The sequence below is a fragment of the Micromonospora sp. NPDC047187 genome, assembly GCF_040643355.1.
GTDB classification, from domain to species: Bacteria; Actinomycetota; Actinomycetes; order Mycobacteriales; family Micromonosporaceae; genus Micromonospora; species Micromonospora salmantinae.
The window spans coordinates 211,362-234,278 of sequence record NZ_JBEYUF010000005.1; the positions used below are offsets into that span (position 1 = coordinate 211,362).

The 22,917-nt window shown below is 73.4% G+C and carries 22 protein-coding genes; 11 read left to right on the forward strand and 11 right to left on the reverse strand.

Annotated elements, in window-relative coordinates:
- Positions 1–68: 68 nt before the first annotated feature.
- From ABZ794_RS12015 to ABZ794_RS12025, 3 genes are all read right to left on the reverse strand, one after another.
- Complete coding sequence (locus ABZ794_RS12015) at positions 69–530, reverse strand: SRPBCC family protein (RefSeq protein WP_030334984.1); 462 nt, start codon at positions 528–530, stop codon at positions 69–71.
- A gap of 52 nt (positions 531–582) precedes the next feature.
- Entirely contained in the window at positions 583–999 is a 417-nt protein-coding gene (locus tag ABZ794_RS12020) for a DUF2795 domain-containing protein (protein WP_088947320.1), read from the reverse strand.
- A gap of 99 nt (positions 1,000–1,098) precedes the next feature.
- The gene (locus ABZ794_RS12025) at positions 1,099–2,085 is read right to left on the reverse strand and encodes a YihY/virulence factor BrkB family protein (protein WP_357515488.1); all 987 of its coding nucleotides are present in this window, start codon (positions 2,083–2,085) and stop codon (positions 1,099–1,101) included.
- A 176-nt stretch (positions 2,086–2,261) separates the two neighbouring features.
- Between ABZ794_RS12025 and ABZ794_RS12030 the strand changes: the two genes are divergently transcribed.
- Entirely contained in the window at positions 2,262–2,663 is a 402-nt protein-coding gene (locus ABZ794_RS12030; RefSeq protein WP_210785235.1) for a ChaB family protein, read from the forward strand.
- A gap of 70 nt (positions 2,664–2,733) precedes the next feature.
- Here the strand turns inward: ABZ794_RS12030 and ABZ794_RS12035 are convergent, their stop codons facing one another.
- A complete protein-coding gene (locus ABZ794_RS12035; protein ID WP_357515489.1) occupies positions 2,734–4,167 on the reverse strand; it encodes an aldehyde dehydrogenase family protein in 1,434 nt (477 codons plus the stop codon).
- 72 nt (positions 4,168–4,239) lie between these two features.
- Here ABZ794_RS12035 and ABZ794_RS12040 point away from each other — a divergent pair, with 72 nt between their 5' ends.
- Positions 4,240–5,847 (forward strand): NAD(P)/FAD-dependent oxidoreductase, encoded by a 1,608-nt coding sequence (locus ABZ794_RS12040; protein WP_357515491.1) that lies wholly within the window; start codon positions 4,240–4,242, stop codon positions 5,845–5,847.
- Between the two features lie 23 nt (positions 5,848–5,870).
- On the opposite strand, the gene ABZ794_RS12045 is transcribed toward ABZ794_RS12040, so the two are convergent.
- From ABZ794_RS12045 to ABZ794_RS12055, 3 genes are all read right to left on the reverse strand, one after another.
- Positions 5,871–6,638: a polyprenol monophosphomannose synthase gene (locus tag ABZ794_RS12045; protein WP_210785233.1), complete on the reverse strand. Its 768-nt coding sequence runs from the start codon at positions 6,636–6,638 to the stop codon at positions 5,871–5,873.
- Positions 6,639–6,786: 148 nt separating this feature from the next.
- Positions 6,787–7,788, reverse strand: coding sequence for an SDR family oxidoreductase (locus tag ABZ794_RS12050; RefSeq protein WP_238688462.1), 1,002 nt, complete (start codon positions 7,786–7,788; stop codon positions 6,787–6,789).
- A complete protein-coding gene (locus tag ABZ794_RS12055) occupies positions 7,785–8,213 on the reverse strand; it encodes an SRPBCC family protein (protein WP_307850602.1) in 429 nt (142 codons plus the stop codon). The genes ABZ794_RS12050 and ABZ794_RS12055 overlap by 4 nt, the downstream gene beginning before the upstream one ends.
- Positions 8,214–8,387: 174 nt before the next feature.
- Between ABZ794_RS12055 and ABZ794_RS12060 the strand changes: the two genes are divergently transcribed.
- From ABZ794_RS12060 to ABZ794_RS12095, 8 genes are read left to right on the forward strand one after another with little or no spacing between them, the layout of a single operon-like run.
- Positions 8,388–10,064 carry an HAD-IIIA family hydrolase gene (locus ABZ794_RS12060; protein ID WP_357515494.1) on the forward strand — a complete coding sequence of 559 codons (1,677 nt, stop codon included), beginning with the start codon at positions 8,388–8,390 and terminating at the stop codon, positions 10,062–10,064.
- A complete protein-coding gene (locus ABZ794_RS12065) occupies positions 10,061–11,035 on the forward strand; it encodes a glycosyltransferase (protein ID WP_210785229.1) in 975 nt (324 codons plus the stop codon). Before ABZ794_RS12060 ends, ABZ794_RS12065 begins: the two co-directional genes overlap by 4 nt.
- A complete protein-coding gene (locus tag ABZ794_RS12070) occupies positions 11,020–12,237 on the forward strand; it encodes a glycosyltransferase (protein WP_210785228.1) in 1,218 nt (405 codons plus the stop codon). The genes ABZ794_RS12065 and ABZ794_RS12070 overlap by 16 nt, the downstream gene beginning before the upstream one ends.
- Positions 12,234–12,950 carry an SIS domain-containing protein gene (locus ABZ794_RS12075; RefSeq protein ID WP_357515607.1) on the forward strand — a complete coding sequence of 239 codons (717 nt, stop codon included), beginning with the start codon at positions 12,234–12,236 and terminating at the stop codon, positions 12,948–12,950. Before ABZ794_RS12070 ends, ABZ794_RS12075 begins: the two co-directional genes overlap by 4 nt.
- 40 nt (positions 12,951–12,990) lie before the next feature.
- Positions 12,991–14,451 (forward strand): PfkB family carbohydrate kinase, encoded by a 1,461-nt coding sequence (locus ABZ794_RS12080; protein WP_357515497.1) that lies wholly within the window; start codon positions 12,991–12,993, stop codon positions 14,449–14,451.
- Positions 14,448–15,149, forward strand: a complete 702-nt coding sequence (locus ABZ794_RS12085) for an SDR family oxidoreductase (protein ID WP_210785226.1) — start codon at positions 14,448–14,450, stop codon at positions 15,147–15,149. The genes ABZ794_RS12080 and ABZ794_RS12085 overlap by 4 nt, the downstream gene beginning before the upstream one ends.
- Positions 15,146–16,099, forward strand: coding sequence for a glycosyltransferase family 9 protein (locus ABZ794_RS12090; RefSeq protein ID WP_210785225.1), 954 nt, complete (start codon positions 15,146–15,148; stop codon positions 16,097–16,099). Before ABZ794_RS12085 ends, ABZ794_RS12090 begins: the two co-directional genes overlap by 4 nt.
- Positions 16,083–17,066, forward strand: coding sequence for a DNA topoisomerase IB (locus tag ABZ794_RS12095; RefSeq protein ID WP_210785224.1), 984 nt, complete (start codon positions 16,083–16,085; stop codon positions 17,064–17,066). Before ABZ794_RS12090 ends, ABZ794_RS12095 begins: the two co-directional genes overlap by 17 nt.
- A 154-nt stretch (positions 17,067–17,220) precedes the next feature.
- Here ABZ794_RS12095 and ABZ794_RS12100 read toward each other — a convergent pair whose 3' ends face one another.
- Complete coding sequence (locus tag ABZ794_RS12100; protein ID WP_210785223.1) at positions 17,221–18,255, reverse strand: helix-turn-helix domain-containing protein; 1,035 nt, start codon at positions 18,253–18,255, stop codon at positions 17,221–17,223.
- Between the two features lie 9 nt (positions 18,256–18,264).
- A complete protein-coding gene (locus ABZ794_RS12105) occupies positions 18,265–19,026 on the reverse strand; it encodes a TetR/AcrR family transcriptional regulator (protein ID WP_357515500.1) in 762 nt (253 codons plus the stop codon).
- An 82-nt stretch (positions 19,027–19,108) separates the two neighbouring features.
- Between ABZ794_RS12105 and ABZ794_RS12110 the strand changes: the two genes are divergently transcribed.
- Positions 19,109–20,698, forward strand: coding sequence for an MFS transporter (locus ABZ794_RS12110; RefSeq protein ID WP_357515502.1), 1,590 nt, complete (start codon positions 19,109–19,111; stop codon positions 20,696–20,698).
- On the opposite strand, the gene ABZ794_RS12115 is transcribed toward ABZ794_RS12110, so the two are convergent.
- On the reverse strand, positions 20,688–21,191 hold the full coding sequence (locus tag ABZ794_RS12115) for a hypothetical protein (protein ID WP_357515504.1): 504 nt from the start codon (positions 21,189–21,191) through the stop codon (positions 20,688–20,690). The two genes, ABZ794_RS12110 and ABZ794_RS12115, sit on opposite strands and share 11 nt — an antisense overlap.
- Positions 21,192–21,279: 88 nt before the next feature.
- Positions 21,280–22,911, reverse strand: coding sequence for a RecQ family ATP-dependent DNA helicase (locus ABZ794_RS12120; protein WP_357515506.1), 1,632 nt, complete (start codon positions 22,909–22,911; stop codon positions 21,280–21,282).
- Between the last annotated feature and the right edge of the window lie 6 nt (positions 22,912–22,917).

Genomic DNA, 22,917 nt, shown 5'->3' on the forward strand with positions numbered 1-22,917 from the left:
ATCGCAAACGGGCTCGGATACGGCGATGGCCGCCGGGATTCCGGCGGCCATCGGTGTCACTGCTCAGGTCAGGGCTGCGGACGGTCCACCTGCCCGCGCCAGGCGCCGGTCTCCTGACCACGCCGCTCGATGTAGGTCTTGAACCGCTCCAGGTCGCCCTTGGCCCGTCGGTCGACGATGCCGAGCTTGTCGCCGGCCTGCTCGACCACGCCGTGCGGCTCGAACTCGAGCTGCAGGGTGACCCGGGTCTTGTCCTCGTCGAGCCGGTGGAAGGTCACCACGCCGGCCTGCTGGGTGCCGCCGGTGGAGCGCCAGGCGACCCGCTCGTCGGGGAGCTGTTCGGTGATCTCGGCGTCGAACTCGCGCTTCACCCCGGCGATGTCCACCGTCCAGTGGGTCATCGTGTCGGAGAGCTGCCGGACCTCCTGCACACCCTCCATGAACTCGGGGAACTCCTCGAACTGCGTCCACTGGTCGTACGCGGTGCGTACGGGTACGGACACGTCCACATGTTCGGTAACGCCACTCATCGGGGAACCTCCTTCAGCCGCCGGTGGATTGCCGGATCGGGGGCGATCCTGGTCACCAGCGAGTTGTCTCGTTCTTGTTGCCCAGCGCCGCCCACACCTCGGAGACCGTCTGGTAGACGGTGCCCTCGGGCAGCCGTTCCAGCGCCGCCACGATGTCGTCCGGCGCCTCGTTCTCACGGGCGCTGGCAATGAGCACCAGACGGTCGCCCGGCAGCGCGCTCATCGAGATGAACCGGCCGAGCCGGCTGCGCTGCTCGACGTCCGTAGAGCTCATGCCCTGCGGGGTGCCGGTGCGCAGGTCGCCGGCCGGGGCGGTGGTCGTCTCCGGCTGGTCCTCGCCAGCCGGTTCCGGCACCCGCGACTCGTCGACCCGAGAGCCACCGGTCCCCGGCCCCTGTACGAGACCGCTGACCTCCTGACTCATCTGTTCGTCGATCCTCGGTCCGTGCTTGCTGTTGCCACGCTCCATGCCTTCTGCGCTACCCGGCACCCCACCCGATAAACCGGCACCGGGCCACGAACCGGCCCTCGGCCCGGCGGCGAACCGGACACCGCGGCCGAACGGGGCTCACTCGTCGGCGGGCTTGCGGGGCGGTAGCACCGGCTCGTCCGGGTCCGGGTCGCCGGCCTGCAACTGCCGCCCGCGTTGCACCTCGGAGTTGATCTGCACACCCAGCATCAGCGCCGAGTTGGACAGGTAGAGCCAGACCAGGAACGCGATGGCCGCCCCGAGGCTGCCGTAGGTGGTGTTGTACGAGCCGAAGTTGGCCACGTAGAGGCCGAAGCCGAAGGAGGCCGCCGCCCAGGAGATCAGGGCCACCGCGCCGCCCGGCGTGAGCCAGCGGAACCGGGGCTGGCGCACGTTCGGCGCGATCCAGAACAGCAGGGACAGCAGCACCATCATGATCATGGCGAGGACTGGCCACTTCGCCACGCTCCACGTCGTGCGGGCCAGGCCGCCGGCGTTGATCAGGTCGCCGACCGCATCGGTGACCGGCCCACTGACGATCAGGCCGAGGGCGACCACCGCGAGCAGCACCAGGGTGACCGCCGCCAGGCCGATCTGTAGCGGCCGAAGCTTCCATACCGGGCGGCCCTCGGTCACCCCGTAGACGGCATTGGAGGCGCGGGTGAACGCGCCGATGAAACCCGACGCGGACCACAGCGCGCCGAGCAGGCCGAAGCTCAGCAGCAGCTTGGGGTTGCTCTGGTCGAGCACCACGGTCCGGATCACCCCGACCACGCCGCCCTCGTCGTTGGTCAGCACCGAACCGGCGCCCACCTGGTTGGCCAGGTCGACCACCGTGTCGAGGGTCCGCTCCCCGTCGGAGACCAGACCGACCAGCGCCACCACCACGATGGCGGACGGAAAGAGCGCCAGCACCCCGTAGTAGGTCAGCGCGGCAGCCCAGTCGGCGCAGTTGTCGTTGACGAAGTTCTGCACGCTGCGGACCAGCACCCCGCGCCAGGTCCGCCAGCTCAACTGCCGCATCCGTCGGGGCACCCGGGTGCCCGGTGTGCCGTCGAGCGTCGTACCGGGCTCCGTGGTCGTCATGCCCGCTCCCTGCGCCCCGGCCACCGGATGACCGGTCGTCCGGTCTGGCCTGGCCCGGCGGTACCCGGATGGTGAAATCGACAAACCCACCCGTTGCCCGGCCGGCATCGCTATGGTTTGCCGCCCGGTCACCGGGGAACCGACACAGTGACAGTGTCGACACGGAGGAGGACGAGATGCCCGGGCGCGAAGACCTGCCCAGCACGCTGCGACGCTCCCCGGAGAAGGCGCAGCGCACCTGGGAGAAGACGCACGACTCGGCAGTCGAGACCTACGGCGAGGGGGAGCGGTCGCACCGTACCGCCTTCGCCGCCGTGAAACATCAGTTCGAGAAGGTGGGCGACCACTGGGAGCCGAAGGGCCGCAAGGGCCCCAGCGACCAGCAGGCCGCCGGTGGCGGGCCGGAGCGACGGGCTCCCACCGCTGGTGGCGTGGACGCCAACGCCACAAAGGACCACCTGATGTCGGTGGCCCGCAAACTCGACGTGCCCGGGCGGTCCAGCATGACCAAACCGGAGCTGGTCACGGCCATCGAGAAGGCCAACGACCGCGCCACCCGCAAGGCCCGCGGCGACTGACCGCTGCCGCACCGGAGCACAACCGACGCGGTACGGGCGGGCGCGCCACCCCTGCGTCCGCCCGCGCCGTTCACCAGTGCCCGCCCCCCGGCGCCTCGATGTGCACCGCCTTCGTGGCGGTGAACTCGTCCAGCAACTCCGGGCCGTACCCGAAGCCCTGCCCGCTGCCCCGGCGCGGATGCGCGGCACCCCCCGGCGCCCCCCCGAACACCGCGTTGACCTTGACCGTGCCTACCGGCAGCTCCCGCCACGCCCGCTGCGCGTGACTCATCGACGAGGTCAACACCGTGGCGGCCAGCCCGTACGGGGAGTCCGCAGCGCAGCGCAGCGCCTCGTCGAACGAGTCGACGACCACCACCGGGGCGACCGGCCCGAAGGTCTCCTCCCGCACCAGCGGCATGTCGTGGCGGCAGTCGGTGACAACGGTGGCCGGGTAGAACGCCCCCGGCCCGTCCGGCACCTCGCCGCCCACCCGAATCCGCGCGCCGTCCGCCACCGCGGCCGCCACCTGCCCGTGCACGTGGTCCCGGTGCCGCCGGTCGACCAGCGGGCCCAGCTCGGTGCCCGGGTCCCGACCCGGCCCGACCCGCAGTGCTCCGGCGCGCCTCACCAGCGCGGCCACGAAGTCGTCGGCCACCTCCCGGTGCACGTAGAGCCGCTCCACCGCCACGCAGATCTGCCCGGCGTTGGCGAACGCGCCGAGCGCGGCCTGCTCCGCCGCCCACTCCGGGTCCACGCCCGCGTCCACGATCAACGGGTCACTGCCGCCGTTCTCGAGGAGCACCTTCGCGCCGGTCCGGGCCGCCGCGGCGGCGATCGCCCGCCCGGTCGCTGTGGAACCCACGTGGGCCACCACGTCGACGTCCTGCGCCGCCAGCGCCGCACCCACCTCCGGGCCTCCGGTGAGCAGCGACAACACCCCGGCCGGCAGCGCCTGGTCCAGTGCCCGGGCCAGCAGCCAACCCGTCGCCGGTGTCCGTTCGCTCGGCTTGTAGAGCACCGCGTTCCCGGTCACCAGGGCGGCGCCGAGCAGTCCACAGGAGACCGCCACCGGGTCGTTCCAGGGGGTGATCGCCGCGACCACCCCGCGAGGCTGCGGGGTCAGGAAGTCCAGCGCGTCGGTCTCGCCGTTCAGCGTGCGCCCGCCGCGCAGCGGCGCCAGTTCCGCATACTGTCGCAGGGTGCCGATTCCCGCCTCGACGCCGCCGCGCGCGTCCGCCAACGGCTTGCCCATCTCCGCGGTGACCGCCGCCGCCAACTCCTCGACGACCGCCTCCACCGCGTCCGCGGCCCGGTGCAGCGCCGCCGCCCGTTCCGCCGGCGCGGTCGCCGCCCACTGGGACGCCGCGTTGCGGGCCGCCTGGGTCGCCTTGCCCACCTCGTCGGCAGTGGCCACCGGCACCGTGCTCACCGGCGCGTCGTCCGCCGGATCACGCACGACCAGTTCGCCGCCGTCGCCGCCCGCACCCCACACCCCGCCCACCAGCTGCGCAACCGTGTACATGCGGCGTTGGATGCCCCGGCCTCGACGAGGCAAACGCGTTTCGCCCGGTTGCGCGCCGGGTAGGCGGATCCGATGACAACCACCACCGCGCAGAGCGCGGACGCCGTCGTCGTCGGCGCCGGGCACAACGGCCTGGTGGCGGCCAACCTGCTGGCCGACGCCGGCTGGGACGTGGTGGTGCTGGAGGCGACAGCGGTGCCCGGCGGCGCCGTCCGCTCCGCCGAGGTCACCGCGCCCGGCTACCTGAGCGACCTCTACAGCTCGTTCTACCCCCTCGGGTACGCCTCACCGGTGCTGGGCGGCCTGGACCTGGGCCGACACGGGCTGTCCTGGCGGCACTCGCCGGACGTGCTGGCGCACCTGCTGCCGGACGGTCGAGCCGCGGTGATCAATCGGGATCCGGACGTCACGGCCGCCTCGCTGGAGCAGTTCGCCCCCGGCGACGGTAAGCGCTGGCTCAACGCGTACACCGACTGGCTCGACGTGGCCGAGCCGATGCTGGAGGCGATCACCTCGCCGTTCCCGCCGGTACGCGGCGGGCTGGGCCTGCTGCGTCGGTTGCGCGTCGCCGGTGCGCTGCGACTCGCGCGCCGGCTCGTGGTACCGGTCCGCAAACTTGGCGACGAACTCTTCGACGGTCCCGGCGGGCCGGCCCTGCTGGCCGGCTGCGCCCTGCACACCGACCTCTCCCCGGAGGAGGCCGGCTCCGGGGTGTACGGCTGGCTGCTGGCCATGCTCGGCCAGCAGGTCGGCTGGCCGGTGCCCGACGGCGGCGCGCAGCAGATCACCAACGCGCTGGTGGATCGGCTACAGGGGCGCGGCGGGACGATCATCTACGGTGCCCGGGCCGACCGGGTGCTCACCGCCCGGGGCCGGGCGATGGGGGTCCGGACCGTCGGCGGCGCGCTGTGGCGGGCCCGGCGGGCCGTGCTCGCCGACGTGCCGGCGCCGGCGCTCTACCTCGACCTGGTCGGCGCGGCGGCGCTGCCGTCCCGGCTCGTGGAGGACCTGGCGCACTTCCGGTGGGACGGCTCCACGCTGAAGGTGGACTGGGCGCTCTCCGCGCCGGTGCCCTGGACGAACCGGCAGTTGGCCGGGGCCGGCACCGTGCACCTCGGCGCGGACCTGAACGGGCTCACCCACTACGCCAGTGAGCTGGCCCGTGGCGAGCTGCCCCGCGACCCGTTCCTGCTGGTCGGGCAGATGTCGGTGGCGGACCCGAGTCACTCCCCGCCGGGCACCGAGTCGCTCTGGTCGTACACCCATCTGCCGTTCCGGCGGAACTGGCGGGCCGAGGAGGTCGCCGGGCACGTGCAGCGGATGGAGGACGTGCTGGAGGCGGCGGCCCCGGGTTTCCGAAGCCTGATCGTGGGCCGACACGTGGCCGGACCGGCCGACCTGGAGAAGGGCAACCCGAGCCTGGTCGGTGGCACGCTCGGCGGCGGGACCGCCGCGGCGTACCAGCAGCTCTTCCTGCGTCCGATCCCTGGCCTGGGCCGGGCGGACACCCCGGTGGACCGGCTCTTCCTGGCCAGCGCGTCGGCGCACCCCGGTGGCGGCGTGCACGGCGCACCGGGCGCGAACGCGGCCCGCGCCGCGCTGGCCCGTGACCGCGCGCTCACCGGCCGCGCCTACGCCGCAGCCATCTCCACCGCCCACCGCGCCATCTACCCCGACTAACCGCCCGGCCCTCCACCTCGCTGTTAGCGGGTGATGTTGCGGTGTTTGCTGCGGAGACGGAAGGGCATGAGCGCGCTCTCCACCTTGGTCGCGGTGGTCATCTTGGAGACGCCGTCGCGCCGCTCCTCGAAGCGGATCGGCACCTCCAGGATGGTGTGCCCCAGCTTGGTCGCGAGGTAGTGCATCTCCACCTGGAAGCTGTAGCCGTTGGACTGCACCCGCTCCAGGTCGATGTCGCGCAGGGCTTCGGCCTGCCAGATCTTGAAGCCGGCGGTGAGGTCCCGGATGCGTACCCGCAGCAGGGTGTGCACGTAGAGGTTGGCCCAGCCGCTGAGCGCCCGGCGGTAGAGCGGCCAGTTCTCGTCCAGCTCGCCGCCGGGCACGTACCGGGAACCGATCACCACGCTGGCCTGGGTGGAGAGCAGCGCGCCGAGCATCCCCGGCAGCGCCTCGGGCGGGTGCGAGAGGTCGGCGTCCATCTGCGCCACGTACTCGGCGCCGCCCTCGATCGCCCGGGTCATCCCGTCCACGTACGCCCGGCCGAGGCCCTCCTTGCCGGCGCGGTGCACGACCTCGACCCGGTCGGGGTGCTCGATGGCCAGCTTGTCGGCCACCTCCCCGGTGCCGTCGGGGGAGTTGTCGTCGGCGACGAGGATGCGCAGCCCCGGCAGTGGCAGCGCGAGCAGTCGCTCGACCAGCGTCGGGAGGTTGCCCGCCTCGTTGTACGTGGGCACGACGACGGTCAGGCGTGCGTCCCGCCACGGCGACGGCAACTGCACCGGCTTGATCATGTCGGTCATCCTCGGTTTGCGGACAAGGGTCATGGAAAGGGTATCTAGTTCCCGGATTCGGTCCGAGGGAGGCACCCCTTCCGGGCGTTGCGAACCCTCGTCGCTACCGCGCGCGGGCGTTGAAGCCCTGGTCAGAGGCTTGTTTTGGTCAGCGCCGACGGCGAGCGACAGCGCTGAGGGCGAGCGCCGCGACGGCGAGCGCGACACCGGAGAGCGCCGGTTTGTGCGTGCCGACCCAGAGCGCCGCGGAACGGTCATGCGCCTGTTCGCGGAACACACCGGTGGTGCCCCGGTCCGTGTCCGCATCGCCGGGGTGATCCAGATTGTCCCGCCAGGTCGCTGGATCGATCTTCTCGCCGGTCTGCTGGCTGTCGTAGCCGTCGCGCGCGAGTTTCCGGTCCAGCAGGCCGGGGAACAGGGCGTCGCCCACCCGGGCCCGCCAGGTCGGGCCACCCACGTTCAGCTCCCTGGTGCCGCGGTCGGCGGCCCAGACGATGGCTCGGGCGGCCAGCTCCGGAGTGAAGATCGGCGGCACCGGCTGCGGATGCCGGGGGAGCCGGGTGCGGACCCAGGAGAACTGCGGCGTGTTGACCGCCGGCAGCTGCACCATCGACAACTTCACCCCCGGGCAGTCGTGCAGCAGCTCGGCGCGCAGCGAGTCGTTGAACCCCTGGACGGCGTGCTTGCTCGCGCAGTACGCCGACTGGAGTGGGATCCCCCGGTAGGCCAACGCCGAGCCCACCTGCACGATCGTGCCCCGCCCGTGCGCCCGCATGTGCCGCAGCGCGGCGAGGGTGCCGTGCACAGTGCCCAGGTAGGTGACCTCGGTGACCCGACGGAACTCACGCGCCGGAATCTCCCACGCCGGCGCGAACACCGACGCCATCGCGTTGTTGATCCACACGTCGATGCCGCCCCAGCGGTGCACCACGTCGTCGGCGGCCTGCTGCACCGCGCCCGCGTCGGCCACGTCGACCCGGTACACCCGCACCTCGGTCGCGCCGCGCAGTCGGCACTCCCGCTCGGCGGCGGCCAGACCCGCCTCGCCCCGAGCCAGCAGCGCCAGCCGGGCGCCGCGCGCCGCGTACGCGTGGGCGACGGCCCGGCCCACGCCGGCGCTCGCGCCGGTCACCACGACGGTCCGGGTCACGGTGACCCCTTCTGTCGGGTGGCGATGTCGGAGAGGCGGGCCAGCGTCTCCCGGTTACGCCGGTGCAGCACCAGATCGTTGATCTTGTTGTGGACCCACCGCAGCGGGCCCGCCGCGAAGTCCTCGCCGAGGCGTACCCGGGTGGCGCCGTCGCCCACCGGCTCCAGGGTGAAGGCCACTATCGCCTCGCCCGCCGGCCAGAGCCCGGCCTTGAGCACGAGCCGATGCGGCGGCTCGCAGACCAGCACCGTCGAGGCGTCCTGCAAGGAGAGCGGCCACGGCCCGGCACGGTGGTGCAGTTGGCTGCCCACCCGGGGCCAGGTGTCGTCCACGTCCCGCACGTGGGCAGTGCCGACCACCCAGTCGCTGTACGTCCATCCGTCCGCGAGCACGTCGAACACCTGCTGCGGGGAAGCGTCTATCACTTTCTCCACAATCGCCACCGGGATCCCATACCCGGAGCACGGCACTGGCTAACAGTTGACCGGGTTAGCTTCTCTCGGACGGCGGGTAAGGCCGACCCGGGGCACCGCTGGCGGCGCTGGCCCACCCCCTCGACGACGACGTTTACTCCTCGGGGCGCAGGGAACCCGCCGGCTGTGCGACAGGACCAGGAGGATCCGTATCAGCGCAGGTCAGCCCAGGTGTACGCCGCTGCTGACCGCGCCGGTTCGGGGTCTGTCGCAAGCCCTCGAGCGGTGCTCTACGACGCGGTCCTGCTGGACCGCGACGGCACCCTGATCGAGGACGTGCCGTACAACGGCGACCCGGAGAAGGTGCGGCCGGTGCCGGGCGCGCGGGCGGCGCTGGACCGGCTGCGCGCGGCCGGGTTGCGGCTGGCGGTCGTCACGAATCAGTCGGGCCTGGCCAGGGGTTACTTCACCGGTGAGCAGATGCGGGCGGTGCACGCCCGCGTCGAGGAACTGCTGGGCCGTTTCGACGCGTGGCTGGTCTGCCCGCACGACGACGCCGACGGCTGTGACTGCCGCAAGCCGGCGCCGGGTCTGGTGTACGCCGCCGCCCGCGAGCTGGGCACGACGCCGTCCCGCTGCGTACTCGTGGGCGACATCGGCCGGGACGTCGGCGCCGCCATGGCCGCCGGGGCCGCGGGGGTGCTGGTGCCCACCCCGGTGACCCGGCCGGAGGAGGTCGCCGCCGCCGGGTGGGTGGCCACCGATCTGCCGGCGGCGGTGGCGGAGATCCTGCGCCGCCAACAGGCCGTGCAGCCCTCGAACCCGCCCACCGAACCGGTACGGACGGCGCTCGTGGTCCGCTCGGATTCGGCGGGTGACGTGCTGGTCACCGGCCCGGCGATCCGCGCCGTCGCGGCCGGAGCGGAGCGGGTGGTGCTGCTGTGCGGGCCACGCGGTCGGGCCGCCGCCAACCTGTTGCCCGGCGTCGACGAGATCATCGAGCATCCGCTGCCGTGGATCGACCCCGCGCCGGGGCCGGTCGACCCGGACGCCATGCGGAGCCTGTCCGCGCGACTGGGCGCGGTCGGCGCGGACCAGGCGGTGGTGTTCACCTCGTTCCACCAGTCCGCCCTGCCGCTGGCCCTGCTGTTGCGGATGGCCGGGATCGACCGGATCGCGGCGATCAGCGACGACTATCCGGGCTCGCTGCTGGACATCCGGCACCGGGTGCCGGTGGGCGTCCCCGAACCCGAACGCGCCCTCTCGCTGGCCGCCGCCGCCGGCCACCGGCTGCCCGACGGCGACGAACCGGTCCTGCGGCTCCGCCGGGACGCCGTGCCGCCGCGCCCGGCCGACCTCGGCGATCCCGGGTACGTGGTGCTGCACCCCGGGTCGGCCGCGTCGAGCCGGGCCTGCCCGCCCGAGGTGGCCACCCGGATCGTCGGGGCGCTGGCCGACGCCGGGCACCGGGTGCTGGTCACCGGCGGCCCGGACGAGCGCGCGGTCACCGCCCGGGTCGCCGCGGCCGGCGGCACCGACCTGGGCGGCCGCACCGACCTGGCCGGGCTGGCCGCGATCGTCGCGGACGCCAGCGCGGTAGTGGTCGGCAACACCGGGCCCGCGCATCTCGCGGCCGCCGCGGGTGTGCCGGTGGTGAGTCTGTTCGCGCCGACCGTCCCGTTCGGCCAGTGGGGGCCCTACCGGGTGCCCACCGTCCGCCTCGGCGACGCCGCCGCTCCCTGCCGGGACACCCGGGCGGCCAGTTGCCCGGTCCCCGGGCACCCCTGCCTCAGTGGCGTCGACCCGGGCGACGTGGTCGACGCGCTCCGGACCCTCGCCGTCAGCGGTGGTGGCGGCCGATGAACATCCTGCTCTGGCACGTGCACGGCTCCTGGACCACGTCGTTCGTGCACGGTAGCCATCGCTACCTGATTCCCACCACACCCGACCGCGGCCCGTACGGCCTCGGCCGGGCCCGCACCTACCCGTGGCCGGACAGCGCGGTCGAGGTCAGCCCGGAGGAGTTGCCGAGCGCTGACGTCGACCTGGTCATCCTGCAACGCCCCGAGGAGATCGACCGGGCCGAGCAGTGGCTTGGTCGCCGCCCCGGCCGCGACCTTCCCGCGATCTACGTCGAGCACAACACCCCCAAGGGCGACGTGCCGAACACCCGCCACCCGATGGCTGACCGCGACGACCTGCTCATCGCCCACGTCACCGGGTTCAACCAGATCTTCTGGGACACCGGCGCCACGCGCACCACAGTGGTCGACCACGGCATCGTCGCCCCCTCCGCGTCCTACACGGGCGAGTTGGACCGGCTCGCCGTGGTGATCAACGAGCCGGTACGGCGAGGTCGGGTCACCGGCACCGACCTGCTGCCACAGTTCGCCGAGATCGCGCCGCTGGATGTGTTCGGCATGGGCGTCGCCGGCCTGGCCGACCACCTCGGGCTGCCCGCCGACCGGCTCACCAGCCACGACGACGTGCCCCAGGAGCGGATGCACACCGAACTGGCCCGGCGGCGGGCGTACCTGCACCTGTGCCGGTGGACCTCCCTCGGGCTCAGCCTCATCGAGGCGATGTCGATCGGCATGCCGGTCGTCGCGCTCGCCACCACCGAGGCGGTGATGGCGGTGCCCCCGGAGGCGGGGGCGCTCGCCACCCGGACCGACACCCTGCTCGACGCCGCCCGCCGGTTCATCGCCGAACCGGCTACCGCGCGCCAGGCCGGAGCGGCGGCGCGAACCGCCGCGCGCGACAGGTACGGCCTCGACCGTTTCCTCGCTGACTGGGACCGGCTGCTGGAGGAGGAAGTATGCGGATCGCGATGATCTCGGAGCACGCCAGCCCGCTCGCCGTCCTCGGAGGGGAGGACGCCGGCGGCCAGAACACGCACGTCGCGGAGCTGTCCGCAGCGCTCGCCGCCGCCGGGCACGACGTGCGGGTCTACACCCGCCGCGACGCGCCCGACCTGCCGGTGACCGTCCGCAGCCCGGACGGGTACGACGTGGTGCACGTGCCGGCCGGCCCGGCCGAGCCGGTGGCAAAGGACGCGCTGCTGCCGCACATGCGGGAGTTCAGCAACTGGCTGATCGAGCGGTGGCGCGGCGGCGACTGGGTGCCCGAGGTGATCCACGCGCACTTCTGGATGAGCGGACTGGCCGGGCTGACCGCCGGTAGGCAGACCGGGGTGCCGGTGGTGCAGACGTACCACGCGCTGGGCACTGTGAAGCGTCGCTACCAGGGGGTGCAGGACACCAGCCCGGCCCGACGCGTCTCCTACGAGCGGGAGCTGGGCCGCTCGGTGGACCGGATCGTCGCGCAGTGCCGCGACGAGGTGGGCGAGCTGGTCCGGATGGGTGTGCCCCGGTCCCGGATGACAGTGGTGCCGTCCGGGGTCAACCTCGCCACCTTCGCCCCGCTCGGGCCGGCCGCCGACCGGGAACCCGGACGAGCCCGCATCCTCACAGTGGGTCGGCTGGTCGAGCGCAAGGGCTTCCAGACCGTGATCCGCGCGATGGCGCTGGTCCCGGACGCCGAGTGCGTGGTCGTCGGCGGCCCACCCGAGGGGCTGTTGGAGACCGACCCGTACGCCCGCCGGCTGCGGGCCCTCGCGGAGTCGTGCGGGGTGGCCGACCGGGTGCACCTGGTCGGCGCGGTGCCCCGGGAGGAGATGGGCCGCTGGTACCGCTCGGCGGACCTGCTGGTGGCGGCGCCCTGGTACGAGCCGTTCGGGTTGACCCCGCTGGAGGCGATGGCCTGTGGGGTGCCGGTCGTCGGCACGGCCGTGGGCGGCATCCGGGACACGGTTGTCGACGGGACGACAGGTGACCTCGTGCCGGCCCGGGACCCGCGCGCGCTGGCGACCGCGATCCAGGGGTTGCTCGACGACCGGATCAGGCGTTTCGCGTACGCGACGGCGGCGCGTGAGCGGGCCCGCGAGCGGTACTCGTGGGCGGCCACCGCCGAGCGGCTGGTCGAGGTCTACAGCGAGGTGGCCGCCGTGCGCCGGCCGACCCGGGTGGTGGCCTGATGCCGACGGGCAGCCTGCTCGACACCCACCTGACGAATCTCGCGGCGGCGCTGGTGCCGTACCGACGGTGTGAGCGCCAGCTGGCGCGCTGGGGCGCGGACCTGGCCCACCGGTTGGCCGCCGGGGGTCGGCTGCTGGTGGCCGGCAACGGTGGCAGCGCCGCCGAAGCCCAGCACCTCACCGCCGAGCTGGTCGGCAAGCTGCACGACGACCGTCAGCCGCTGTCCGCGATCGCGCTGCACGCCGAGACGAGCGCGCTCACCGCCATCGCCAACGACTACGGCTACACCGACGTGTACGCCCGCCAGGTGCGCGCCCACGGCCGCGCGGGCGACATCCTGCTGTTGCTGAGCACCAGCGGAACCAGCCCCAACCTGGTCGCCGCCGCGCAGGCGGCCCGCGACGTCGGGGTGACCACCTGGGCGCTCACCGGCGTCGCCCCCAATCCGCTCGCCGACGCCTGCGACGACGTGCTGGCCGTCGCGTCCCCGGACACCCAGGTCGTCCAGGAGCTGCACCTGGTGACCAGTCATCTGCTCTGCGAATACCTCGAACAGGAGTTGCCCGTCGCGCTGGCGGCGGTCGCCGACCCGGCGGTCGTCCACCCCGTGCCCGGGGGGCCCGCACCGTCCGGTCGGCTGAGCGCCGCGCCGGTACGCACCGGGGTCGAGGTGGTGCTCGACGGTGGGCCCGGACAGCAGGTCGACGCGTGAGCCGGACAGCAGGTCGACGCGTGAGGATGAGGAGGCAAGCGTGAGGGGACCGGTGGTGGTGCTCGGGGACACCCTGCTCGACCGGGACGTGGAAGGTGTGGTGAACCGGCTCTGCCCGGACTCCCCGGTGCCGGTGCTCGACGAGACCGTGGCCACCGACCGACCGGGGGGCGCCGGGCTGGCGGCGGTGTTCGCCGCCGCGCAGGGCGCCGAGGTGGTGCTGGTGACAGCGCTCGCCGACGACGCCGGCGGGGCCCGACTGAGCGCGCTGCTCGCCGCCGCCGGGGTGCAGGTGTACCCACTGGCCCTCTCCGGCGCGACGCCGGAGAAGATCCGGCTGCGGGCCCGGGGGCGGGTGCTGCTGCGCCACGACCGGGGCGGCACGTCCGGGGAGCCGGGTCAGCCCTCCGACGAGGTGCTCCGGGTGATCGCCGCGGCGTCGGCGGTGCTGGTCAGCGACTACGGCCGGGGGGTGGCCCGGCAGCCCGCGCTACGCGACGCGTTGGCCACCACCCGCGCGCCGGTGGTGTGGGACCCGCATCCGCGCGGCCCGGCGGCCGTGCCCGGCGTACACCTGGCCACCCCGAACGAGTCCGAGGTGCGCGAGCTGGTCCCCGCGCTGCCCGGCGCCTCCCGACTGGCCACCGCGTCCCGGGGCGCCCAGGGGCTACGGCGGCGCTGGCGGGCCGGCGCGGTCGCCGTGACGCTGGGCGGCGACGGCGCGCTGCTCTGCCACGCCGGGTCGACGCCGCTGGTGGTGCCGACGCCGGGTAGCGCCGAGGGGGACACCTGCGGCGCCGGCGACCGGTTCGCGGCGGCGGCCAGCCTCGCGCTGGCCCAGGGCGCGCTGGTCTCCGAGGCGGTGCAGGTGGCGGTCGCCGAGGCGTCCGCGTACGTGGCCGGTGGGGGAGTGGCCACCGCACTGCCTCCGTCGGCGCCTGCGGTGCGGGCCAGGAGTGCGCCGGGGCCACGAGCCCTCCAGCCGGTACCACGAGGTGCTGCGGTGGCCGACCGGGTGGGAGTCGCCGCCGTCGCCACGCTCCTGGGTGAGATACGTGCCGCGGGTGGCACTGTGGTGGCGACCGGCGGTTGCTTCGACCTGCTGCACGCCGGGCACGTGGCCACCCTGGAGGCGGCCCGGCAGCTCGGCGACTGCCTGATCGTCTGCCTGAACTCCGACGCCAGCGTGGCCGGGTTGAAGGGACCGGACCGGCCGGTGCAGTCCGAAGGCGACCGCGCCCGACTGCTGGCCGCGCTGAGCTGCGTCGACGCGGTCCTCGTCTTCGACGAGCCGACCCCGGAGACGGCGCTGTCCTGGGTACGCCCCGACGTGTGGGTCAAGGGCGGCGACTACGCCACCGGCGGTGGGGACGCGAACGCCACACTGCCGGAGGCGGAGGTCCTGCGCCGTTGGGGTGGGAACACCGTCGTGGTGCCCTATCTGGACGGTCGTTCGACCACCGACCTGATCGTCCGCACGCTCGCGGAGCGGACCCGATGACCGCCACGCGGCCCGGTGCCGGGCCCACCGTCCTGGTCACCGGCGGCGCCAGCGGCCTCGGCGCCGCGGTGGTCGCCGCGGTGGCCGCCTCCGGTGGCCGACCGCTCGTGCTGGACCGGCAGCCGCCGGCCGACGGGGTGTCCTGGACCGAGTGCGACCTGGCCGACACGCGTGCCGCCGAGGTGGCCACCCAGCACCTCGCCGAGCAGGCCGGTGGCCTGGACGCGGTGGTGACCGCCGCCGGCACGGACGTGCCGGGCCGACTCGCCGACCTGCCGGGGGAGACCTGGGACCGGATCGTCGCCGTCGACCTGCTGGCCACCGCGGCGGTGATCCGGGCCGCGCTGCCGTTCCTGCTGACCTCCCGGGGCCGCATCGTCACCGTCGCCTCCACCCTGGGCGTCAAGGCGGTCAGCGACGCCACCGCGTACTGCGCGGCGAAGTTCGGCGTGGTGGGGTTCACCCGAGCCCTCGCCGCCGAGCTGGCCGGTCAGGTCGGCGTCACCCTGCTCATTCCGGGTGGCATGCGCACCGCGTTCTTCGACGAACGTGACCCGCAGTACAAGCCGGGGCCGGACGCGAACCTCAACGAGCCCGCCGACACCGCCGCCGCGATCATGTTCGCGCTCAACCAGCCGCCCGGTTGCGCGGTGCGCGAGATGGTGGTCTGCGCCGAGCAGGAGACCTCGTACCCGTGATCCTTGTGCTGCGCGCCCTCGGCGTCGGCGATCTGGTGACCGCGGTGCCCGCGCTGCGGGCGCTTCGGGCCGCGTACCCGTCGCGGGAGCTGGCGCTCGCCGCGCCCGGCTGGCTGGCCCCGCTGGTCGACCTGGTCGGCGGCGTCGACCGGCTGGTGGACACCGCAGGGCTGGATCGCCCTCTCCGGGTGGAGTCGGCCCCGCGGGTCGCGGTCAACCTGCACGGACGCGGCCCGCAGTCGCACCGGCTGCTCGCGGCCACCCGGCCCGGTCGGCTGCTCGCCTTCGCCAGCCCGGACGCCGGCTGCGCCGACGGCCCGCGCTGGGCTGTCGACGAGCACGAGGTGGACCGGTGGTGCCGGCTGCTGTCCTGGTACGACATCCCGGCCGACCGCGCCGACCTCAGCCTGCGTCGGACCCCTTCGGCGGGGCTGCCCAGCGGCGTCACGGTGCTGCACCCGGGCAGCAAGATCCCGGCCAAGCGGTGGCCCGCCGAGCGGTTCGCCGCGCTGGCCCGGGCACTGACCGACCAGGGGCACCGGGTGCTGCTCACCGGCTCGGCCGACGAACGGGCGCTGGCGGCCCGGGTGGCCGAGGCGGCGGGCCTGAGCTCGGAGGCTGTGCTGGCCGGCCGGACCGACCTGGGCGCGCTCGCCGCGCTGGTGGCCGACGCCCGGCTGGTGGTCAGCGGGGACACCGGGGTCGCTCACCTGGCCACCGGGTACGGCACCCCGTCGGTCGTCCTCTTCGGGCCGGTGCCGCCGGCGCTGTGGGGGCCACCACCGGACCGGCCACGGCACCGGGTGCTCTGGGCCGGCGAGGCGGATTGGTCCAGGTGGGATGGGGTAGGAAGCCACCCGACGATGGCGGCTCTGCGCCTTGACGAGGTGCTCGTCGCCGTGGCCGAGGTGGAGAGGGTGGTGCGGGTCTCCGGTGCGGTTGCGGCGTAGCGACCCGGGTCGACCGGGGTACGGACGGCGTCGGCGCGGACGGGGTTGGCTCTTCGTCGACTCGTCCGGGGCTCCGGTGCGGGATCCGGATGTCCTGGCCCGGCTGCGGGAGTTGGTCATCCCGCCGGCCTGGCAGGACGTGTGGATCGCGCCGCACCCGAACGGGCACATCCAGGCGATCGGGATCGACGCGGCCGGGCGCAAGCAGTACATCTACCACCCGCGGTGGCGGGAGAAGCAGGACGAGGCGAAGTTCGACCACATGCTGGAGGTGGCCCGGCGGCTACCGGCGCTGCGCGAACGGGTGGGGCGCGACCTGGACGGCCGTGGACTGGGCCGGGACCGGGTGCTGGCGACGGTGACCCGCCTGCTGGACATGGGGATGTTCCGGGTCGGCAGTGACCAGTACGCGAACGGCGACGACCCGACGTACGGGGTGTCCACCCTGCGCCCCGAGCATGCCCGGTCCCGGAGCGGCTGCGTGGTGTTCGTGTTTCCCGCGAAGGGGGGCATCGAGCAGGTACGCCGGATCGAGGACCCGGAGCTGTGCCAGGTGCTGGTGAATCTGCGCCGTCGTCGGCGACGGGCGGAGCGGCTGTTCGGCTACTGGGACGGCCGGGAGTGGCGCGACGTGCGTAGCGACGAGGTCAACGGTTACCTGCGCGACGCCAGCGGTGGGGAGATGACAGCGAAGGACTTCCGCACCTGGCACGCCACGGTGCTCGCGGCCACCGAGTTGGCCACCGCCGGTCCGGCCCGCTCGGTGACCGCCCGGCGGAAGGCGGTGGTCGCCGTGATGCGTGAGGTGGCGGAGCTGCTGGGCAACACGCCGACGGTGGCTCGCGCGTCCTACGTGGACCCTCGGGTGGTCGACCTCTACCACGACGGGGTGGTGGCGTCGGTGGACCCGCAGGCGCCTCGCGAGGAGGCGGAGCAGGTCGTCCTGAAGCTGCTGGAGGGGGCCTGACCGGCCCCGTCGGCGATTCTGGGGGGAAGCGCGACGGAGCCGGAGCCTCGGCGTCAGCGGGGTGCCACCGGGCGGCCGCCCGCCGCGCGAGCGGCGGGCGCCTCGCCACGGCCCCCGTTGGCGGCCCACCAGGTGATGGCCGGCCGCGTTGGTGTCAGTCTGCCGGCAGCGAGTTGACCGTGGACGCCTGGCGGTTGACGATCCGCGCCAAATCCGAGCCACTGTCACGGTGTTCCTGCGGGGTGGTGCCGTACGCGGCCCGGAATGCCCGGCTGAAGTGGGCCTTGTCGGAAAAACCCCACCGCGCCGCGACGGTCTGCACGGGCTGCCTGCGCAGCGCCGGGTCGGTCAGGTCGCGCCGGCACCGGGCCAGCCGCAGATCCCGGATGTACGACGCCACAGTGGCGTCCTCGGCCTCGAACAATCGGTGCAGGGACCGCACCGAGATGTGGTGGGCGTCGGCGACCACCTGCGGGCCGAGCGTCGCGTCGCCGAGGTGACTGTGGATGTACGACTGCACCTGGGTGAGCAGCGCCCGGCGGCGGACCTCGGTGGGCACGGCGTCCTCGGCGACGAGGTGCCGGCCGAGCATGGTGGTGGCCAGGTCGAGCCCCACCGCGCCGAGCCGGCTGGCGTCGGCGGCGTGGTACTGCTCGGGGTGCCCGGTCACCTGGAGCAGGAACTGCGCGAGCAACGCCCCGATCCCCTCGCTGCCGGACATCCGGCCGCCGTAGAGCGCGGCCATCCGCTGTGGTGGCAGTGGCAGCGCGGCGTGCGGGATCATCGTGATGATCGAGGTGGCCTGGTTCCGCTCGGGCTCGGTCGCGTGGTGGCAGACGACGTGCGGCCGGGACGCGTCGTAGAAGGTGAACTCGCCGGCCAGGATCTCGCTGCGGCGACCGTCCTGGCTGGACGTGCCGAGGCCGCCGGTGGTGAGGGCGAGGATGTACAGCTCCGGGTCGGACTGACGGACCAGCTTCCGGGTACGGGTGGCGTCCAGCGACGGGTACTCGTACTGCACCAGCTGGATCGGGCCGAGAGCGGTGAAGTCGGCGCGGGCGGCGAAGTCGTCGCTGTGCGCGGACTGGATGCGCAGCGGCGCTGAGGTACGTGCGACCAGGTCCAGCCACATGCCGAACCGTTCGCCCGGTGGCAGGACCGTGGTGTCGATGGTGTGTCTCGGCAGCATGGGGCTCCCTCAGCCCGCCCGGCGTCGGATCAGCGCCTCGACGCCGTCGAGGATCCGGTCCAGGCCGAAGGCGAACTCGTCGTCGGGGTCGTCGTCCTGGGTGAGCACGCCGGCGCTCAGCACCCGGTGCAGCGCGGGGAAGCGGGCCGGGTCGATGAGCCGGGTCACCAGCCGGCTGTACGCCGGCATCATCTCGCTGGGCTCGACGCCGGCCGCCCGGCTGCCCTCGGCGATCTGCGACGTGAGGGTGGCCTCGTTGCGGACGTAGCCGGTGATCAGCAGGAGCACCGACATCTTCTCGCCCTCGCCGAGCGTGGTGCCGTCGAGGCAGCGCAGCCCGTCCTCCATCCAGCCGAGCTGCTGCGGGGTGATCGGTGGGCCGCTGATCGGCACGTGCAGCAGCCAGGAGCGTTGCCGCAGTACCTCGTGCTCGGCCCAGGCCCAACGGGTGAGGCCGGCGCGCCAGTCGTCCTCGGGTGGGGGCGGCCCGGGGGATGGGCCGTACCCGGTGTCCACCATGAGCATGAGCAGCTCGTCCTTCGAGCCGACGTACCGGTAGAGGGCCATGGTCGCGGCGCCCAGCTCCTTGGCCACCCGGCTCATCGAGACGGCCGCCAGACCGTCGGCGTCGGCCACGCGTACGGCGGCGTCCACGATGGCGGGCACGCTCATTCCCGGCCGTGGGCCCTTGGGTTGCCGCTCCCGCAGCCCCCAGGCGCTCTCGATGGCCGGCGGGAGTACGGGCCCGCTGTCGTCTGTCTTCGCCGCCACATTTCCTCCTTGCCCCGCCATCCTAGTTCTGCGTATGGTCTACGCATAACAGCGTACGCCCTACGCAGAAGGAGAACTGGTCATGACGGTCACCACCACACCGGCACCGCGAGCGGGCCGGCGGGAGTGGATCGGGCTCACGGTGCTGATGCTGCCGCTGCTCCTGGTCTCGATGGACGTGTCGGTGCTCTACTTCGCCGTCCCGTTCATCAGCGCGGAGTTGCGCCCCACCGCGACTGAGCAGCTATGGATCTTCGACATCTACGGCTTCGTGCTGGCCGGGCTGCTCATCACCATGGGCGCTCTGGGTGACCGGATCGGCCGGCGCCGACTCCTGTTGATCGGGGCCACCGCGTTCGGCGCGGCGTCGCTGCTGGCCGCGTACGCCGACAGCACCGCGACGTTGATCGCCGCGCGGGCCCTGCTCGGCGTCGGTGGTGCCACCCTGATGCCCTCGACGCTCGCCCTGGTGCGCAACATGTTCCACGACGCCAAGCAGCGCGGCACCGCCATCGGCATCTGGACCGCCACCCTCACCGGTGGTATCGCGATCGGTCCGGTGCTCAGCGGCATCCTGCTGGAGCACTTCTGGTGGGGCTCGATCTTCCTGATCAACATCCCGGCGATGCTGATGCTGCTTCTGCTCGTCCCGCTCCTGGTGCCCGAGTTCCGCAACCCGGCCACCGGGCGGTTCGACCTGGTCAGCGCGGCACTGTCGCTCGGCGCGCTGCTGCCGGTCATCTACGGCATCAAGGAGATGGCCCGCGACGGCCTCAGCCCGGTGCGGGTCCTCGCCATCGTCGGCGGTCTGCTGGTGGGGGCGATCTTCCTGCACCGGCAGCGGACCCGGGCGTACCCGATGGTGGACCTCGCGTTGTTCCGCCGTCGCGGCTTCGCCGGGTCGCTCGCGGTCAACCTGCTGGCGATGTTCGCCATCGTCGGCTTCGCCATCTTCACCACCCAGCACCTCCAACTGGTGCTCGGCCTGAGCCCGCTGCGGGCGGCGCTGTGGAGCCTCGTGCCGTCCCTCGCCGTGGGCGGAGTCGCGCCGGCCGCCGCCGCCCTCGCCCAGCGCGTCGAGCGGGCGTACCTGATCGGTGCGGGGTTCGGAATCGCCGTGGTCGGCTTCGTGGTGTTGACCCGGGTCACCCCGGAGACGCCGCTGTGGCTGCTGCTCGTCGGCGCCAGTGTCTACGCGGCCGGCCTGGTGATGGTGATGTCCCTCGTCACCGAGCTGGTCCTCGGCGCGGCGCCGCCCGAGCAGGCCGGTGTCGCGTCGGCGCTGACCGAATCCAGCAGCGAGCTGGGCGGTGCGCTGGGAATGGCGATCCTGGGCAGCGTGGGCGCGGCGGTCTACCACCGCGAGATCGTCGACGGCCTGCCGGCCGGGCTGCCCGCCGACACCGCCGCCGCGGCCCGGGAGACTTTGGGCGGTGCGCTCGCGGTCGCCCAGGAGCTGCCGGCGGAGCTGGCCGACGCGGTGCGGCACGCCGCCGCTGTCGCGTTCACCGACGGGCTGCACCTGGCCGCGTACGCCGCCATGGCGGTGATGCTGCTGGGCGCGGTCACCGCGCTGGTCGCGCTGCGCGGCGTCCGACCGGCCGACTCCACGGCGCTGGCCGTCGAGCCGACCGGTCCGGCCGATACGTCGTTGTCGTCGGTCAGTCGATGAGCACGTGCGCGAGCCGGTCGCGGAAACGCCGCTCGGAGTCGCTGACCGACTCGCCGCCGATGCCCAGCAGCCCACCGCTGGACGCGGCGCCCACCACCTGCTCGGCGATCTTCACGAGCCAGTGCTTGTACGCGCCGGCCTCACCCTCGTCGACCCGCGCGGCCAGCAACGCGCCGGCCTCACCGGCCCGCAGCAGCACGTCGTCGATGTACGCCGCGGGGTCGGCGGGCGCGATGACCGGCAACTCCTCGCCGGTGTCCGGGTCACCGACCCGGGTGACGATCTCGCCGGCCACGGCGGCGACGAGCGGGCTGGCCGACTCCCGGCCGGCGGCGATGGTCTCCAGCCCGGCCGCGGTCTCCGCCATGGTCCGGCGGGTGCCGTCGGACTCGGCGGCGCTCGCCGCGGTCAGCACCGACTGCGGCAGGCCGACCAGCAGCCCCCACTCCTCGTCGGAGAAACCGAACCCGGTGTACGCCGGCTGCTCGATCACGACAACGCCCCTTCCGCCCTGCTCTGCTTGGTCAATCGGTGCTCTGCTTGGTCGATCCACCGGGCCCGAAAGTGGCGCCCGGGTCAGGCTAGTCCAGGGTCAGCAGGCCCTGTTCGGACACCACGCGCACGGACAACGTCTTGTACCCGACCTCCTCGAACAGGACCGTCATCTTGTCCTCCTCGTAGGAGAGCACCATGCCGGACCCCCACTCCGGGTGCCGCACCTGGCTGTGCACCGGGAACGGGCCCACAGCGCCCTGGTCGGCCACGCTGGTGCCGTTGTGGCAGTTGTCGCAGTGGCCGCAGACCTGCGTCATCTGCTCGCCGAAGTAGGCCAGCAGGGTCTGCCCCCGGCAGGCCCGGGTCTCGGCGAAGGCCCGCATCATGTCGGTGCGGGACCGGGTCACGGTCTGCTGGCGCTCCGCCTCTGCCAGCGCCGCCGCGGCGGCGTCGGTCGGGGTGGGGGAGTAACGGGGCGCGCCGATGCGCTGTCGTGCGCGCGGTTCGGCCGCCCCGACCTGCTCCAACAGGGAGAGGTACTGGCCCAGCTTGCGCGGCCCGAGGCCGGTGGTCTCGCGCAGTCCGGTCTTGGTGGCCGGCTCGCGACGCAGCAGCGCGGCGAGGTCGCGCAGCTCGTCGACGTCGGGCAGGCCGCCGCTGAAGAACCGTTGCAGGCCCACGTCCTCGGCCTGCCAGAGCAGCAGCACCCGGGCCGGTTGCCCGTCGCGGCCGGCCCGGCCGATCTCCTGGAAGTAGCTGTCCGGTGAGTCGGGCAGCGCCATGTGCACCACCCAGGCGATGTTGGGCTTGTCGATGCCCATGCCGAACGCCGAGGTCGCCACCATGATGGGGACCTGGTCGGCGAGGAACGCCTCGTGCAGTTCGTGGCGTGCGCCGGCCGCCATCCCACCGTGGTAGAACTGCGCCGGGTAGCCGGCGTCGGTCAACCGGGTGGCCAGCTCCTCGGCGGCGCGACGGGTCGGCACGTAGATGATCCCGGGCCGCTCGTCGTCGCTCAGCAGCGCGATCAGCCGCCGCCACCGGTAGTCCTCGGTGGGGCAGTGCGCGACCTCGACGAACAGGTTCGGCCGGTCCAGTCCGGAGACCACCACCTCCGGCTCGCGCAGTCGCAGCCGGGCGATGATGTCGTCGCGTACCGGAGGGGAGGCGGTGGCGGTCAGCGCGACCACCGGCGGTCGGCCGATGCCGTCGATGAGGTGCCCGAGGGCCAGGTAGTCGGGGCGGAAGTCGTGCCCCCACGCGGAGATGCAGTGCGCCTCGTCGATCGCCACCAGGGCCGGCTTCAGTTCGGCGACCTCGGCCATCCGGTCCGGGTTGCTGAGCTGTTCCGGGGTGATGAAGAGGAACTCCGCCCGGCCCTCGCGGATCTCGGTGATCGCCTCGGCCTGCTGGGTCGGCGACTCGTTCGAGCTGATCCGCACCGCCCGCAGCTCCGGGCGTTGCCGCTCGTTGAGGGAGGCGATCTGATCCTGCTGGAGGGCCAGCAGCGGGGAGATCACCACTGTGGGTCCGGGGATCAGGCTGGCCGGGATCTGGTAGATCGCCGACTTGCCGGCGCCGGTGGGCAACACCACCAGGGCGTCGCGTCGCTTCATCACGGCGCGCATGGCGGCCAGTTGGTTGGGCCGTAGCGCCTTCCAGCCGAAAAGGCTGCGGGCCGCGCGGCGCAACGTCATCGAGTGCGTGGACAGTTTCATCGAGGG

Coding starts and splice junctions, on each gene's coding strand:
- ABZ794_RS12045 (WP_210785233.1), bottom strand. CDS start 6,638: ATGATCAAGCCGGTGCAGTTGCCGTCGCCGTGGCGGGACGCACGCCTG.
- ABZ794_RS12035 (WP_357515489.1), bottom strand. CDS start 4,167: ATGTACACGGTTGCGCAGCTGGTGGGCGGGGTGTGGGGTGCGGGCGGC.
- ABZ794_RS12070 (WP_210785228.1), top strand. CDS start 11,020: ATGCGGATCGCGATGATCTCGGAGCACGCCAGCCCGCTCGCCGTCCTC.
- ABZ794_RS12020 (WP_088947320.1), bottom strand. CDS start 999: ATGGAGCGTGGCAACAGCAAGCACGGACCGAGGATCGACGAACAGATG.
- ABZ794_RS12110 (WP_357515502.1), top strand. CDS start 19,109: ATGACGGTCACCACCACACCGGCACCGCGAGCGGGCCGGCGGGAGTGG.
- ABZ794_RS12030 (WP_210785235.1), top strand. CDS start 2,262: ATGCCCGGGCGCGAAGACCTGCCCAGCACGCTGCGACGCTCCCCGGAG.
- ABZ794_RS12025 (WP_357515488.1), bottom strand. CDS start 2,085: ATGACGACCACGGAGCCCGGTACGACGCTCGACGGCACACCGGGCACC.
- ABZ794_RS12015 (WP_030334984.1), bottom strand. CDS start 530: ATGAGTGGCGTTACCGAACATGTGGACGTGTCCGTACCCGTACGCACC.
- ABZ794_RS12085 (WP_210785226.1), top strand. CDS start 14,448: ATGACCGCCACGCGGCCCGGTGCCGGGCCCACCGTCCTGGTCACCGGC.
- ABZ794_RS12120 (WP_357515506.1), bottom strand. CDS start 22,911: ATGAAACTGTCCACGCACTCGATGACGTTGCGCCGCGCGGCCCGCAGC.
- ABZ794_RS12100 (WP_210785223.1), bottom strand. CDS start 18,255: ATGCTGCCGAGACACACCATCGACACCACGGTCCTGCCACCGGGCGAA.
- ABZ794_RS12065 (WP_210785229.1), top strand. CDS start 10,061: ATGAACATCCTGCTCTGGCACGTGCACGGCTCCTGGACCACGTCGTTC.
- ABZ794_RS12040 (WP_357515491.1), top strand. CDS start 4,240: ATGACAACCACCACCGCGCAGAGCGCGGACGCCGTCGTCGTCGGCGCC.